Source organism: Asaia sp. VD9 (assembly GCF_037150015.1).
In the GTDB taxonomy this organism is placed as follows: Bacteria; Pseudomonadota; Alphaproteobacteria; order Acetobacterales; family Acetobacteraceae; genus Asaia.
In genome coordinates this window covers 106,929-120,105 of record NZ_JBBCQM010000010.1, presented here as the reverse complement: position 1 = coordinate 120,105, position 13,177 = coordinate 106,929, and the positions used below count along the sequence as shown (strand labels likewise).

Below are 13,177 nucleotides of genomic sequence, written 5' to 3'. Positions count from 1 at the left end.
CCGTAGATTGAGATTTTATTGCGATCGTGTCTCGAAAATGACTTAGGGTACCGAGGCGGCACAGGCAAAATACATCTACGCGCTAGAGACCTCCAACCAAGGAAGGAAATGCGGGCAAGTGCGTACTAAAAATCATCGGCAGCTATGGTGTACGATCGCTGGAGTCGCTGGGTGTATCGCCGCTTCTGCATCGGCGCAGTCCATGTCAGGTAGCAGTATGAAGGTGGCAAGCGAGGCCATCATCGAACAGCATGACTTATGTCAGCACGATGCCGGCCGGCTATGGGGGCTGAGCATTTGCGGACCGATCATGCTCGTCGATCCCGAAACGCGAACTCTCTATGCGGACAGGAATACGACTGAGCATGATTTGCGGGCAGAGGGCTCGCTGTTCACCGGGACGCTCCCCCCGGACGTCAGCATCGCCAACACCTCGATCAACTGGGCCGGAATTCGCTGGATAATGGTCTTGCTGCCGCTGCCGTCGGACATGGTCGCGCGTGACACGTTATTGATGCATGAATCGTATCACCGCATCCAGCCCGCCCGCCTCCCTCCGCCGAAGGCAGACCTACCGGATCATCTCGACACGTATGATGGGCGCATGCTCCTTCGCCTCGAATGGCGGGCACTGGCGTTGGCGCTACGAACTGATGGCGACGCACAGCGTTCCGCGATCTGCGACGCGCTCGCTTTCCGAAAGCTCCGTCGCGGTTTGACGAAGGACGCGGCCGAACGGGAGAATGCGTTGGAGATGCTGGAGGGCATCGCCGAATATACCGGCAAGCGTCTCGGCGCCGGCAGCAAGGCGGTACCATCAACGATCGACACCCTCTCAACATACGATCAGCGCGACGGGTATGTGCGGAGTTTCGCCTATGCCTCTGGCCCAGCCTACGGCCTGTTACTGGACCGCCTCTCTCCTGCTTGGCGGAAAAAGGTGCGGCCGGGCAGCGATCTCGGCGAGATGTTGCATCGTGCCACTGGCAACGTCGCTTTGCCGCAGGTGATGTCGATCCGCGATCGTTACGGCTATGCGGACATTCAGCGCCAAGAGACTGCGAAGGCGGACGCTCATGCCCGCCAGGCCGCGGTGTGGCAGTCGGCTCTAGTCGACGGCCCCGTGTTGCGAGTGCCGTTGATTCACATGAAGATCGAGTTCAACCCGCAGACTGTCTTTGCCTTGCCGCCGTCGGGCACAGTCTACCCCACCGCAATCATACGTGACGACTGGGGCACCCTAACAGTCCGGCAAGGTGTGTTGATTTCGAACGACTGGAAATCGGCATCCGTCGCTGGTCCCTCAACCATTAAGGGCGACGACTATATTGGAGACGGTTGGCTTCTAAAACTTTCGCCCGGTTGGATTTTGTCGAACGGCAGTGTTCGTCATCGATGACGACCACAATTTATTTCTCTCGTGCCGGCAGCTTTTCACCAGTGGGTCTGAACTCGCCCTTGGTTGGGGCGTGCCGGTCGAGGGTGTGGCGGGTAACGTCCAACGCGGCGTGGGCGAGACTCTCGAACGCCGCTTTGTTGCTAGCCTGACTGGTGACGGTGTGGCGAATAGGGCTTTGCCGCTGGATGGGGTTTGACGTTCCTGCTTCCAGACCGAAGGCCAAGGTGGCACTCTCCGCATAAAGGGGGAGAGTGAAGTGGGTGCGAAATTCAAGAGGACTTTGGCCATCATACTGGCCAGCATCGCGGCCATGCTTACGGGGCTGTGCATATTTGTGATCGGACAGTCGCTCTGGCCGCAATCAGAGTCGGCAATTTCCGATGAACCCCATGTCACCGCTGCACAAACGACACAACCCACTGAATCGGTGCTTGTCCGTCACCACGATGAGGATGCACCCCAAGCGGCGAGCCGGCCAGTTAGCTACGATGTCACTCAAGGATCTGATTACGCAGCGCTTTATCGTGGGGCACCAGACAATTCATTGATCGTGTGCGCGAAGCAGGAAGACCCGCGCTATCCCTCAGATTTCCAGGCGCAGTTCGACCACGGCAAGATCGTTGTTCCGAAGGGTGCAGTCTTCCTGTGGGGCGGTCACTACTTCGGCCCCCTTGAAGACCCGCGCGACGACAGAAATCTTGCTGAGCATTCAGATCCGCTTTCATGGTCCGATGTAGACGCCGCAGAACAGGCTCGACGCAACGATCTCGTCCAGAAAGATCTGTCTATCACGACGCCAGATGCCGCCGTTGTCACTACAGCTGCACTGACGCTTACTAAGAATCGCCTTTGCGGGTCGGTTGCTGCACGTACGCTTGTCTCGGAGGATTGGAAATTTGCACAGGCGACAGTCACTCAAGCCGATGCGGTCTATTATCAACTCTACGGGATTTTGAGAGGCGACAAGCTTGATACGTCATTCGAACACGATGCCGGGCCTATCAAACGGGCCGGGTCTGCTGGCTCGCTTAATGCAGTTGTGAAAGGGGCCATTGGAAACCCTCTTTCTCTGCCTTCCGACACCGAGACCACCATGGGAACAGCTTCGAGTGACTTGGCTACTGCTGTAATGACAAACTCTCAGTTCAACGCCGTCCGGTCTGCGAAGCAATATCTGAGCACGCGCAGCTTCTCACGGGCGGGGTTGATCCAACAACTATCGGCAGATGGTGGTGAGGGTTTTTCGGTGGCGGATGCGACAGTTGCGGTGGATAGCTTGACCGTAGATTGGAACGCTAACGCCGCAGAAGCAGCAACGAGATATCTCGATATGCGGGGCTTCTCGTGCAGGGGGCTTATAGAGCAGCTGTCATCTGAGGGTGGAGACGGTTACACTCTGGCGCAGGCGCAATATGGTGCAAAACAATCGGGTGCCTGCAATTAGACCGTCAATCGCAATCGAAAATCTCGGAATTAGCTCGGACTGGCTCGCGAAACCATCTGCCGGAACCGGCCTGTTCTTTAAGGTCTTGCAAGCCCAGCAACGCTCAAAGTCAATTTATCGCCCCCCCCTTCTAGACCAGTGGGTCCGATATCCTTAATTAAAGGCACGTCAAGCGCCGTAGACGGCATCCGGTACTCACGATCTGCATCTCCATAACGGAGATGCAGGATATGGCTCGCGGTTACTGTAGCGTCGAGAATGGGCCTTTTAGTCGGAGCTTGACCCCAAGAAAACGTGCGCCACTTCTTTCTCCATGAAAAGAAAACCGAAGTCCCAGTATACTCGATATGCCGGGTCCCCCTCGCTCAGCCAAAATGACTCAATGGTGCTTGCGGCATCAACCAAGTGAGCGACTTCACTTTTCAAAACATCTAACAAACCAAGCAGCGTTGCAGATCGAAGAGTCTGAGGTGCTGGGCCGCAGCCATGATTCCCTTCGTATAGCAGATTATCCCTGATTTCGGGCCAAACGGACGCCTTCTCTACCTCTTTGATCTCACCAATTACCGCATCAATCCCGAAGGCGGCTTTCATGAGTGCGCTTTCACTGACTGGACCCAGCAAAGGCATTTCGGTGCAGTGCAGGAAAACAGTATAATTCCAGGCACCTTCATTCAGCATTTCGACTATATCGTCGAGAACTCTATGGTCCATTCTACATTCGGCGTTTCTTTGTGCTCGAGCGGGTCACAGCTAAGCGAGTAATAACCGATTTGACACAAATGACCGCATCGCTGAAGTAGGAGTTTACTCTCAACTTTCCCAAGGGGAAGAAGGGAACATGCACCGCGTTTTAATCCCCGTCCTACTACTGTGCTTCACGTCCTGTTCCAGCACACCTAAAAATCAACCTAGACCCTACTATCCGGCAGATCTAATCAAAAAGGGTGAGACAGGCGACATCACCGCATCCTGTGACGTCCCCACCGATGGAAGACCTCAAAACTGCCGCATCATATCGTCGACGAACCACAACCTTGATGCGGCTGCTTTTAGATTTCTTGATAAGGCACGCTATTCTCCAGCCACTCAGAATGGTCATCCTGTAATCGAGCGCGGTCATATATTTCATATAAACTTTCGACTGGGTGACTGAACTTCGAGGTAGATGGAGGAACACCCTACTTTTTCCCAATCATTTCCGGCGCCCTTATGTTCGCCTTGCGGCATGTCACTCGCTAGGTGAGTAGACAGCGGGGCTAGCGTTTCCGCTGACAATAGATTTGCCGTTGTAAGCGTTCCAGCCTGATTTTTAAGAGATCCAGTAAGTCTTCTGTATCGAGATCGCCATCCAGATGCATGAGAGATTCATACCTTCTGGCAGCTCCCTCGTTCGCCATATCGGCCTCGTGCATTTCCTCTTGGATCTTTTCCCATTCTTTATCCTCTTCTCCGAATAGAGCTTCTTCCTCTCTTTTTGCTTTTGCTATCGCAGCCTCACGCTCGGATTCATATCGATATGAAAGCAATAACCTGTGTACTACCTCGGCATTGATGGAGCGCCCAGCCTCCCTCGCTGTCTCCTCAAGCTGAGATTTCAGTTCATCCGTCACACGGACATGGATCATTGGGTCGCCTCTAGCCATCTGCCTAAAATATATCACGGTGCTATTGACTGCAATCGTATCACGGTGATACCTATGCGCTTGTAACACGGTGATAGGAGCCATGAGTAGACAAGACCCCCAAATCCACATTCGGCTCGAGCCCGGCGTGAAGTATTTTCTTCAGCGGCGAGCGCGGCAACAGGAGCGCACGATGGGCGCTCACATATCGTTCTTGCTTCGGCAGGAAATGGAAAAAGAAAAGGCACCGGACCCCGCCCTGGAAAGCAAGTCCGATGCCTCTCAACAGTGATCTAGGAGACACTGCGATGACCGCAGATAGCACAAACGAAGATAAATGGGCAATCGGTCCGAACTGCCCGCCAGGCGCAATGGTGATTGGCGAGGATGGCGAACCCAAGTTCACTCCATACGGAATGGGATATATCGCGGTAGAGGCCGCCAAATCCAAGGGCATGGCTCTAGAGGATGCGGCGACCTACGTCGCAGAGACATGTGCCCGCACATACGGCTCCTATCTTGAGAGCGGAATTCCCATGGAGCGGGCGCAAATTCTTGCAAACCGCGTGTTTGAGTAAGCCAAGATGAGGCTCGAGGATGTGTATCGGGGTTCAGGACTTGAGGGAGGCGCAGCATGAGCGCCAATCTCCCCGTCCCCGCCGAGTTTTCTGCAATCGCGACCATCTGTGTTGCAACCGAAAGCACCATTGGTGGCCGAAAGTGCCTTGCCGTCGATGGCCGTTCACTTCATGCCGGTCTGAAGATCGGCAAGGACTTCTCGACGTGGATCAAGGGCCGCATCGAGAAGTACGAATTCGCTGACGGAATGGACTTCGAAACATACGATGATTTGAGCTCCCCCAATTTGGTGAGCTCAAAATCAAGGGCACAGCAGACCAAGGAATACCGTCTCACGACTGACATGGCCAAGGAACTGGCCATGATCGAGAACAACGAAATGGGCCGTCTTGCTCGGCGTTATTTTCTGTGGGTTGAGCAGGCAGCTATCAGTGCAGCTCTTCCTCTAGGCGCAGGACAGCATGGTGGCATCACCAAAGCCGTGATCACTCGCGCCTTGCTGCCGGTCACCGCCCGGATGGACGCGCAAGAGGCGCGCTTAGCCACGCTGGTCGAGCGACTGGAAACCGCTATGACGGCGTATGACCCATCGGCTGGCTTCACCACCGATTATCGCCCCATGCGCTTCTTCGTTGAAAACGCCGGGGTGCTGCAAAAGGGCCGAGGCGGCCTCATCCGCAATATGTCGCGTCGGTGCGTGAACTGGCTTCTCAGAAACGATCTGGGCGGCAGCATCCGGCATAGCAGGGATCAGGAACGGCACTTGTTCCACGTTGATGCTGTTCCCCGCTGGATGCGGTTCGAAGGCGCAGAAATGATCCGCGCCCACATGGACAAGATGACCGGGCAAGGCACGCTTGCCCCCAAAGGGAAAAAAGGCCGGACGGAATTGTCACCGCGCCCTTTCTCCCGCTCGAAGGAGGCAGCGTCATGAGCGCTCTGACATTGGCGGGCGCGGCGGGTTCGAACAATTATGTCAAGCGGATCGATTACATGGGGCTATTCCCGACGCTGCGGCGGGGCGACTATGTGATCTGGCAGGACGTGGCGGGCTTCGTCGAGGAAGGGCTCTATGTCGTCTCGGCTGGCGGCGCGGATCAGGTCGATCAGGTGCAGAACTGCGGCGGTCGGCTCCGCTTGCTTTGGCCCGAGCGCGACATCGACCCGAGGACACGGGCGCTGAAGCAGACCGCGAGGCCACAGGAAATCGAGATGGAAGCGTTCGCGATGTGCTGCCGAGGCTTTGTAGTTGCCTCAGTGGCTGTTCATAAGGAGGCGGCGCTACTCGGGCGAGAGGCGTTGGCCCCGGTGCAGCGAATGCGCCCTGCCCTCGCCTAAAATCCCAACCAGGCAGTGATCGCGTCGTCGAGCAGCCAGTAAGCGAATACTGCAAACACGACCATGAAATAAATCACTACTGGTCCGCACACGATCAGCAGGAGCGCCGCTGAAGAAAGATCGTGCGGCGCCATCCTGCGCCCATGAGATGCTTGTTTGGGCGCGGTGGTAACAACACGCCTCACTTGGCCGGTAGGTTTTCGCGCCGAGGCCGTTTCAGGTTTGCACTCCCGCAGTTGCGGCATCTCAGCGACCATATCTGCCTGCATCTGACGCCACATAGGCGTTCCACCATCATCAAATTCGTCGTCTGTTTCGTCACGAGATGGGCGCATGTCCGGAGTATAGCATATGGCTGACGTCTATCGCATCGGTGTCGCGATCGGCATGACCGACAACTTCTCTCAGGTCTTGCAGACGCTCGCGGCTAAGGTGCTGGGCGTCAATGTCGCAGCCAAGGAACTCGAAGGCACGTTCGGTCGCGTCAAATTGCTTGTCGCAGGGCTCGGCGGTGTATTCATCGGCAGCGAGATGCTGCGCGGCGTCAACTCAATGGCCGAAGCTGGCGCCAAGCTTCAGCGCGCCCAGACTGCCATGCTTCAGGCAGGCATGACTCAGAAGCAGATCGCACAGGAAACGGCGGTTGCCTACAACTCGATGAGCCAGGTGCGTGGACCGGACATCGTTGACCGCGTGAATGCCATTCGTGAACTGCGCGGCATCGTCGGCACAGGTCCGAACGGCAACGATTACCGAGAGGTCAACGCTGTTCTTCCGAACTACCTGAGGGTCCGCAGCCTCTATGGGGAGCATGGATCGCAGCAGCTATTCCGCACGGTCGAAATGCAGGGAGGCGCACGCTACGACGCCAACGGCAATTTCGATGAGGGGCGGTTTGCCAGGTACCTCGACGCCGCGACCCGGACACTCCAGGCATCGGGTGGAAACCTCAAGCCACAAGACCTTCTGAATGTCATGCAAATGAGTGCGGTGACGGCGCGTGGGATGACGCCAGAGGCATTTTGGAACGCAACAATGACTGCGTCCATGGAAATGGGAGGATACAGGGCCGGCACCGCTTTAACTGCAATGTCTCGGGCTTTTTATGGCGGGATCATGCCGGAGCGGAATGCTCGCGAGATGCAGAGGCTTGGGATCTTCTCGGGCGCCGATGTCAAACATATGGGGCACCTTACCGCAGAGCAGGCGCACGATCTGCGGGCGCAGGGGTATCATGTCGGGCGCGGCGGGGTGGTATCCGTTGGACGGGGTGCAGTTGTTGGCAATGACGAACTCAACGATCCGAACCAAGGTTTCTTTCCCTGGATCAAGGATTATCTCACGCCCAAACTGCAAGCCGACTACAACACGCGCGTTGCCAGTAAGCCCGGCAACACCGAGAGCTTCGACGCCTATGTGCGGGACGAGCTCTACAAGCTTCTGCCAACAGAAACTGGCCGCCGCTTAGCAGCTATCATCGTTCAGCAGAGCACCAGCATTGAACGTGATGCCACACTTCGACAGCAGGCTTCTGGACTACCTGCCTATGAACAAGCACAGCAGAACTACACCCAACAGCTTGAGAACATGCGCCATTCGTGGGCGTCTCTCATGGAAACGCTCGGCCTCCCAGCCGCTAAAGATGCAGCGAGCATCATGCAGGGGATCAGTCGCGGGCTTGATAGTCTAACGAGGGCTGCAGCAGCGCACCCTGAGGCTGCACAATGGATGCTGCGTGTAGGAGCGGGTCTCGGCGTTCTTCTGGCGTTGGGCGGTACAGCGGCGATTGCCGGTGTCGCATTTGGAACCATGGCCGGAGGTATCCGCACAATCGGCGGGGTAGCCAACCTGGGCGTGAAATCGTTAGGGCTGTTGAGTTCGGGATTGAGTAAGATCGGCCTCGTTGCCGAGGGCGGATCTTTGGTTGTCGCTGCAACGGGGCTGACGGCGCTTGCGGTTGCAATCGGCGGTATCATCCTGGCCGTCAATCTGTGGAACCATCAGGATCAGATCAAAGCCGACCACGCTGCGCAGCTGAAAGCGCACCCTGAAATGCAGACGCCCATCTACGGCGATGCACCGCTGAATTGGTCAGATCTTAATCCTCGAACTTTCATGCGCCATTATCTCAACCGCAAGCCCATATGGGAGCATGGGCATTGGGTGATCGATCCCAGCGCCGCGAAGCAGCCGCTATTCTCGCCTCAGGACAGGCCTTTGACGCTGTATCAGCCCTCCGTATCGGGGCCTCGCATGGGTTCACAGTCAGTTCCTCCACGACAGGCCGCCCAAAGCCAAACGTTGCACCTCACGGTCCCCCTCACCCTCGACAAGCGCGAACTAGGCCGAGCAATCCTGCAGATCAACCTGGATGACGCCCGTCGCTCCAACCGGGCTCAGTCGGGCGCGTTCGACGGGCTTGCGAATGCCCAGGTGCCGGGGATGAGTGTGGGGTATTGAGGGAAGAATTCTGTATCTAAATATGTACTTTTAGCCGATAATGTAGTATATGGTTTTATATCCGGAAGTAGTTCGTAAATCTCTTAAAATTGATGGGTGGTCAAATGACAGGCAACTATACCGTTTGCGTGAAAGACTTTGGCGCCAAGGGTGACGGTACCTCGGACGATAGCGCTGCATTCAACGAAGCTATCGCAGCGCTTTCTACGAGCGGCGGCATGATCTACGTCCCCACAGGGATTTATATTGTCGAAAACATCGTGCTCAATGTCGACACGTTGAGCACTCTCGGACATCGGATAGGATTTTATGGAGACGGCTCGGCAAATTCTGTATTGTCTTCGTCGGAAGCAACTAATTCAAGCTTCATCGTGAAAGTTGAGTCGCATCCGTCGGAGGCCGCTAATTCGGTTATCTCGGGAGTAAGCTTCAGAGATATGCAATTCGCCATTCTCAACGGGCTGGGTACGCCGTTCATCTTGAAGAATACCGCATATGCCTCTTTTTACAGCTGCATATTCAGAGGTGGATCCAACACATTCCATTCTGATGGCTCTTTGAGCAGTTCGTTCATCAACTGCCAATTCACAGATGCGCACGACCATGGCCTGTTCGCTGACCCGGGTTCCTTCGCCTATCCCAACCAGCTCTCTTTCTTTCAATGCGTTTTTGGGGCGAACGGAATAACCGGTTTGTATGCAATCAATCCAGGTGGGATCAGGGTCTTCGGAGGCAGCATCGAGGGGAACGGTATCCGCAACGGAGATAATTCATGGGGAGGCGGCGTTGTCATCGATAGCACCGGAGGCGCCGGCAACAATAACTGCCTCTCCCTGTACGGTGTCTATTTCGAGAGCAATCGCGGAATGGCCGATATCATGATCGTGCATGCCGACAGTGCCCAGAACATCAACTTTAATGTGTCAGATTGCAGCTTTGGGAGGGGCAACACAATCGATGCGGTTAACAATATATATGTAAACAATGTCACAAGCACAACAGTCACTGGCCTTGTAACAAGTTGCAACTTCCATGAAATAAGCAACTACTCGCCCAGCAGCCAATATCGCTACATAGCCAAAGCTGGGTTGGGCATTACGAATATCATAGATACTGCCAACACATTTGGAAGCATTTTGGCCAACCCGGCACCGGGTGATCTCCTGTATAGCTCTTATGTGACTGAGCAACGTATAGCGAGCGATATCCATACGGGGCCGACCTCGCAAGACGGATCTATCCAAATCCAATTTAGACGCCCTTATGTCACGCCGCCCAAAATATTCGCTCAGATCATTGATGGGGGTCCCCATCTATTTTTCCACAAGGTCACGGCTTTGAGCTCTACCTGTTGTACAGTTCAGGTATTTTACACCGAGACTACTTCGTTTTCCCCGGTTCCCGCGTCGAATGTTACCGTTGACGTGCAAATCTCAGGCACAGTGGCTGGATAGGGTCGATTTTTAATAGTCACTGCGGGCTTTCCTCCATCCTCGGGATGATCGGAGTGCTCAGGCGCGTCGTCCTGCTGCGGGCTCGTGTCGGGATACGGCTCAAACGGCTCGTCGCTCCCCGGCTTGGCTGGGTTCGGCTTGTTTGTCATCGTCGTTTTCCAGAGGAGAGATGACTCAAGTCAGGCGGGGCGCAGGAGTTCCGTTAGGCGCGAGCAAGAAAGGGGGCTGCCGCCCCCTTGTATTACAGCATCCCATACTAATCACTCGGCTTACTTTCCTTGCGCGAAGCACACTCGCTCTCTCGAGAAAATGAAGGGACACGTAAGCCATATTACTACTCTGGGAATATCAAACACGTTCCCTCAGAGAGATACACCCAGCCTCGTTTATAGATCATATAAGCGACAAAATCATCGCTGTCTGAGGGTGATTTATCAGGAATGATCGGATTTTTTTCGAAAAAGTCGCCAAATATCCTTTCGGCTGCCTTTCTTGGCGAATCTCCAGAAAACACAGGGCATTGTTTTTCTAAATCATATTCTATTATTATATTTGCCGAGAGAAGATAGGCAAAGAAATCTATAAGCTCCAAAATGGATTTTTTGGTATCTACTGTCTCGTCCGATCTGGCATTAAGGTCATTCCATATGTTGTAAGCATTTTCTCCTTTGATAAATTTAACTAGAGCCTCGAATTTATCAGACATTTCATTCTCCACCAAAAAGAAATTTTAACTCTTTTACTCCGTTTGAAAGTCTATTTCCTAATACTATCGTCCAATCCCCTGCAGAGCTTGTAATGTTTCTCAGGACCATATCCCCTGAACTAGTTTTGATCTTATATATGATGCCACCATTTGGTATGTTGCTCGAATTTATTCTGATATCAGACAAATCCCCCGAATACCCTGACAGTTTTTTAAAATACCCAGATACAGCGTCGAAGTCTCCTCCCTTAAAAACGAGGGCTCCTGCTTTATCTAAGGCACCCTCAGTCTGAGTCACGATTGTACCATTCCCTATATCTAATGTGGATCCGCTAGTGCGTGGTACAAAACTGGAAAGACCTTCTAACTCTGAGGATGACGCGATGGGGATGATTTCGCTGGATCCAACTGCGCCTAGTGATTCAACAGCAACGTTGGTTTCATTATCTAGAGCGATAGCTAGAAGATCTTCCGCGCCTACCGCCAAAACTTCACTCGCAACCACAGCTTCTCCAGGCGGGGTCAATAGAAGCGCAAGATTAGCTCCAAGGCCGAGCCATCCTTGCCAGGTATTTGGCATGAGACTCTGAAGAAGGTTGCCTTGACCAAAGGTCGTCTTATAGCCATCAGCCAAGGACTGTAGCCCGTCGGAGGAATAGGATTGAAGAGTCTGATAGGCCTGAGCGAGATTGCTGAGGAGAACAGCGCCAGAGTTGCGCAGATCGTCCGTGACATGGCCGAAGCTGTTCTGGAGGAACGAATCGATCTTTCCCGTTGCTTCTGCAGAGGTCGCTATAGCACTCGCCACCTGACCGCGATCCATCGTGGTGCCTAGTGCGTCGGTGTAGGTCGTAAGGCCTGCCTGATCGGCGTCACGGCCGAGGATGATCTTGTAGAAATTCTTTATATCTGCGACCGCCCGATCGGAGTGGGCTTCGCTCCAGCGGTAGTCCTGCACGGACCATCCATTACCGATCATCGTTGCGGCATAGTTGCGGTCCGTAGCAACTGGCGCAAAGCCGTGCACAGTGGAAAAAGTCGAATCGTATTGACCGTCATTTGCGGTCCATTGTGCCAGGGACTGTCGTATCTGGAGGAGATTCTGCGCTCCGCTGGCGAGGGTGTTTTGCTGCCCACGTATCCATGTATTATCGCCAGCATTGGTCGGTCGATTCTGCACATCTGTAATGATCTTGCTCAGATCTGCTGCTGATCCGCTCGAATAGGCGTATGCGGACTGGACCTGCTGGCTGAAGTCGCTGGATCCGGCATTGCCATTCTGGGCGAGATCATAGGCAACGCTCATGATTCCATCGGTTGCCGACATTCCGAGTACCGCTCGAGCCGCCTCTTCGGCGGCATATTGTAGCATTGAATACGGTAGAGCATGCCAGGCGCCGGATGGGGTCTGATAGGTATCGAGGCCCTGTCCGTCTGGCGCGACGACATATGGTATCCCGTTTACGTTCACTGTTTTGATGGAATGCATCGGAGTGATTGTGACCGATGCGGGCATTCGCCCCGCCTCATCACGTGAGGTGCTATTACCGTTCGCATCGCCACCAAGTCCGCCGCCGGAGAAGCCAGGGACATATCCCCCTCCAGAGGTGGGAGGATCACCGTGGACGGTTATGGTCTCGTCGGGGTCTTTCTGACTCTCCGCAGCTTCAAGCATCTTCACGGTCGTGATGTTCTGCGCGCCCTGCGTCGATGTCGATAATATATCGGTCGAGGAGGAGGGCTTAGCCTCTGACGTCGACACCGCAGCGTTTGTCCAGGACGTCATGAGCACGTCCATGGCCTGGAGATGGGCATCGCGGCTGTAGTCGTAAGTTCCGGTTGCAGCCGCTCCATAATCCGCACTTTTGCCGGTCAATGTCAGCAAGCGGGGATCGGAGACCTGGCCGGGATTAAGTGCCGCGAGTTTGTCCCCACTCGTTACAGAAGTACTCCCTGCCCCGTTCAGATATTTGTGCAGCTGCTCGTCAGACAGCGCTGTCGGCGTGACAGGCGTCCAGGATGGAGTGTCTGTCATTTATGTCCCTCGCAGCGAAATGTAACTTTGTGACGCTATTTTAACGAAATATATCTGAGCATGGTCAAGTGTTTTTAACGAAATTTCTTTTTGTTCGCGGCTGTCAATTTCGATTAAACAATAGCCGTGAAGAGCAT

The 13,177-nt window shown here is 54.5% G+C and carries 13 protein-coding genes; 8 read left to right on the top strand and 5 right to left on the bottom strand.

The window, feature by feature from the left end:
• The first annotated feature begins 217 nt into the window (after window positions 1-217).
• Window positions 218-1,399: a hypothetical protein gene (locus WFJ47_RS12710; RefSeq protein WP_336763455.1), complete on the top strand. Its 1,182-nt coding sequence runs from the start codon at window positions 218-220 to the stop codon at window positions 1,397-1,399.
• Window positions 1,400-1,655: 256 nt separating this feature from the next.
• Window positions 1,656-2,843 carry an Ltp family lipoprotein gene (locus WFJ47_RS12705; RefSeq protein WP_336763453.1) on the top strand — a complete coding sequence of 396 codons (1,188 nt, stop codon included), beginning with the start codon at window positions 1,656-1,658 and terminating at the stop codon, window positions 2,841-2,843.
• Window positions 2,844-3,110: 267 nt separating this feature from the next.
• Here the strand turns inward: WFJ47_RS12705 and WFJ47_RS12700 are convergent, their stop codons facing one another.
• Window positions 3,111-3,557: a hypothetical protein gene (locus WFJ47_RS12700; protein ID WP_336763452.1), complete on the bottom strand. Its 447-nt coding sequence runs from the start codon at window positions 3,555-3,557 to the stop codon at window positions 3,111-3,113.
• Between the two features lie 127 nt (window positions 3,558-3,684).
• On the opposite strand from WFJ47_RS12700, the gene WFJ47_RS16570 reads away from it, so the two are divergent.
• Window positions 3,685-3,999, top strand: a complete 315-nt coding sequence (locus WFJ47_RS16570; protein WP_408868657.1) for an energy transducer TonB — start codon at window positions 3,685-3,687, stop codon at window positions 3,997-3,999.
• 103 nt (window positions 4,000-4,102) lie between these two features.
• Here WFJ47_RS16570 and WFJ47_RS12695 read toward each other — a convergent pair whose 3' ends face one another.
• Window positions 4,103-4,489 carry an Arc family DNA-binding protein gene (locus WFJ47_RS12695; protein ID WP_336763510.1) on the bottom strand — a complete coding sequence of 129 codons (387 nt, stop codon included), beginning with the start codon at window positions 4,487-4,489 and terminating at the stop codon, window positions 4,103-4,105.
• Window positions 4,490-4,776: 287 nt separating this feature from the next.
• Here WFJ47_RS12695 and WFJ47_RS12690 point away from each other — a divergent pair, with 287 nt between their 5' ends.
• Genes WFJ47_RS12690 through WFJ47_RS12680 form a run of 3 tightly spaced genes read left to right on the top strand, consistent with a single transcriptional unit; the run spans window position 4,777 to window position 6,385 of the window.
• Window positions 4,777-5,046 (top strand): hypothetical protein, encoded by a 270-nt coding sequence (locus tag WFJ47_RS12690; protein ID WP_336763450.1) that lies wholly within the window; start codon window positions 4,777-4,779, stop codon window positions 5,044-5,046.
• Between the two features lie 56 nt (window positions 5,047-5,102).
• A complete protein-coding gene (locus WFJ47_RS12685) occupies window positions 5,103-5,981 on the top strand; it encodes an antA/AntB antirepressor family protein (protein ID WP_336763448.1) in 879 nt (292 codons plus the stop codon).
• Window positions 5,978-6,385, top strand: coding sequence for a hypothetical protein (locus tag WFJ47_RS12680; protein ID WP_336763446.1), 408 nt, complete (start codon window positions 5,978-5,980; stop codon window positions 6,383-6,385). Before WFJ47_RS12685 ends, WFJ47_RS12680 begins: the two co-directional genes overlap by 4 nt.
• Here WFJ47_RS12680 and WFJ47_RS12675 read toward each other — a convergent pair.
• Window positions 6,382-6,666, bottom strand: coding sequence for a hypothetical protein (locus WFJ47_RS12675; RefSeq protein ID WP_336763444.1), 285 nt, complete (start codon window positions 6,664-6,666; stop codon window positions 6,382-6,384). The two genes, WFJ47_RS12680 and WFJ47_RS12675, sit on opposite strands and share 4 nt — an antisense overlap.
• Before the next feature lie 70 nt (window positions 6,667-6,736).
• On the opposite strand from WFJ47_RS12675, the gene WFJ47_RS12670 reads away from it, so the two are divergent.
• Both WFJ47_RS12670 and WFJ47_RS12665 read left to right on the top strand, forming a co-directional pair.
• Window positions 6,737-8,845: a hypothetical protein gene (locus tag WFJ47_RS12670; protein ID WP_336763442.1), complete on the top strand. Its 2,109-nt coding sequence runs from the start codon at window positions 6,737-6,739 to the stop codon at window positions 8,843-8,845.
• 104 nt (window positions 8,846-8,949) lie between these two features.
• A complete protein-coding gene (locus WFJ47_RS12665) occupies window positions 8,950-10,299 on the top strand; it encodes a glycosyl hydrolase family 28-related protein (protein ID WP_336763440.1) in 1,350 nt (449 codons plus the stop codon).
• A 334-nt stretch (window positions 10,300-10,633) separates the two neighbouring features.
• Here the strand turns inward: WFJ47_RS12665 and WFJ47_RS12660 are convergent, their stop codons facing one another.
• Together WFJ47_RS12660 and WFJ47_RS12655 are read right to left on the bottom strand one after the other, a co-directional pair.
• A complete protein-coding gene (locus WFJ47_RS12660; protein WP_336763438.1) occupies window positions 10,634-11,005 on the bottom strand; it encodes a hypothetical protein in 372 nt (123 codons plus the stop codon).
• 1 nt (window position 11,006) lies between these two features.
• Entirely contained in the window at window positions 11,007-13,040 is a 2,034-nt protein-coding gene (locus WFJ47_RS12655; RefSeq protein WP_336763436.1) for a DUF4214 domain-containing protein, read from the bottom strand.
• Window positions 13,041-13,177 lie beyond the last annotated feature (137 nt).

What these genes read in the sequence shown, in the direction of transcription:
- WFJ47_RS12685 (WP_336763448.1), top strand. Translation starts at nt 5,103, where the DNA reads ATGAGCGCCAATCTCCCCGTCCCCGCCGAGTTTTCTGCAATCGCGACC.
- WFJ47_RS12695 (WP_336763510.1), bottom strand. Translation starts at nt 4,489, where the DNA reads ATGGCTAGAGGCGACCCAATGATCCATGTCCGTGTGACGGATGAACTG.
- WFJ47_RS12675 (WP_336763444.1), bottom strand. Translation starts at nt 6,666, where the DNA reads ATGTGGCGTCAGATGCAGGCAGATATGGTCGCTGAGATGCCGCAACTG.
- WFJ47_RS16570 (WP_408868657.1), top strand. Translation starts at nt 3,685, where the DNA reads ATGCACCGCGTTTTAATCCCCGTCCTACTACTGTGCTTCACGTCCTGT.
- WFJ47_RS12655 (WP_336763436.1), bottom strand. Translation starts at nt 13,040, where the DNA reads ATGACAGACACTCCATCCTGGACGCCTGTCACGCCGACAGCGCTGTCT.
- WFJ47_RS12680 (WP_336763446.1), top strand. Translation starts at nt 5,978, where the DNA reads ATGAGCGCTCTGACATTGGCGGGCGCGGCGGGTTCGAACAATTATGTC.
- WFJ47_RS12710 (WP_336763455.1), top strand. Translation starts at nt 218, where the DNA reads ATGAAGGTGGCAAGCGAGGCCATCATCGAACAGCATGACTTATGTCAG.
- WFJ47_RS12690 (WP_336763450.1), top strand. Translation starts at nt 4,777, where the DNA reads ATGACCGCAGATAGCACAAACGAAGATAAATGGGCAATCGGTCCGAAC.
- WFJ47_RS12665 (WP_336763440.1), top strand. Translation starts at nt 8,950, where the DNA reads ATGACAGGCAACTATACCGTTTGCGTGAAAGACTTTGGCGCCAAGGGT.
- WFJ47_RS12700 (WP_336763452.1), bottom strand. Translation starts at nt 3,557, where the DNA reads ATGGACCATAGAGTTCTCGACGATATAGTCGAAATGCTGAATGAAGGT.
- WFJ47_RS12660 (WP_336763438.1), bottom strand. Translation starts at nt 11,005, where the DNA reads ATGTCTGATAAATTCGAGGCTCTAGTTAAATTTATCAAAGGAGAAAAT.
- WFJ47_RS12670 (WP_336763442.1), top strand. Translation starts at nt 6,737, where the DNA reads ATGGCTGACGTCTATCGCATCGGTGTCGCGATCGGCATGACCGACAAC.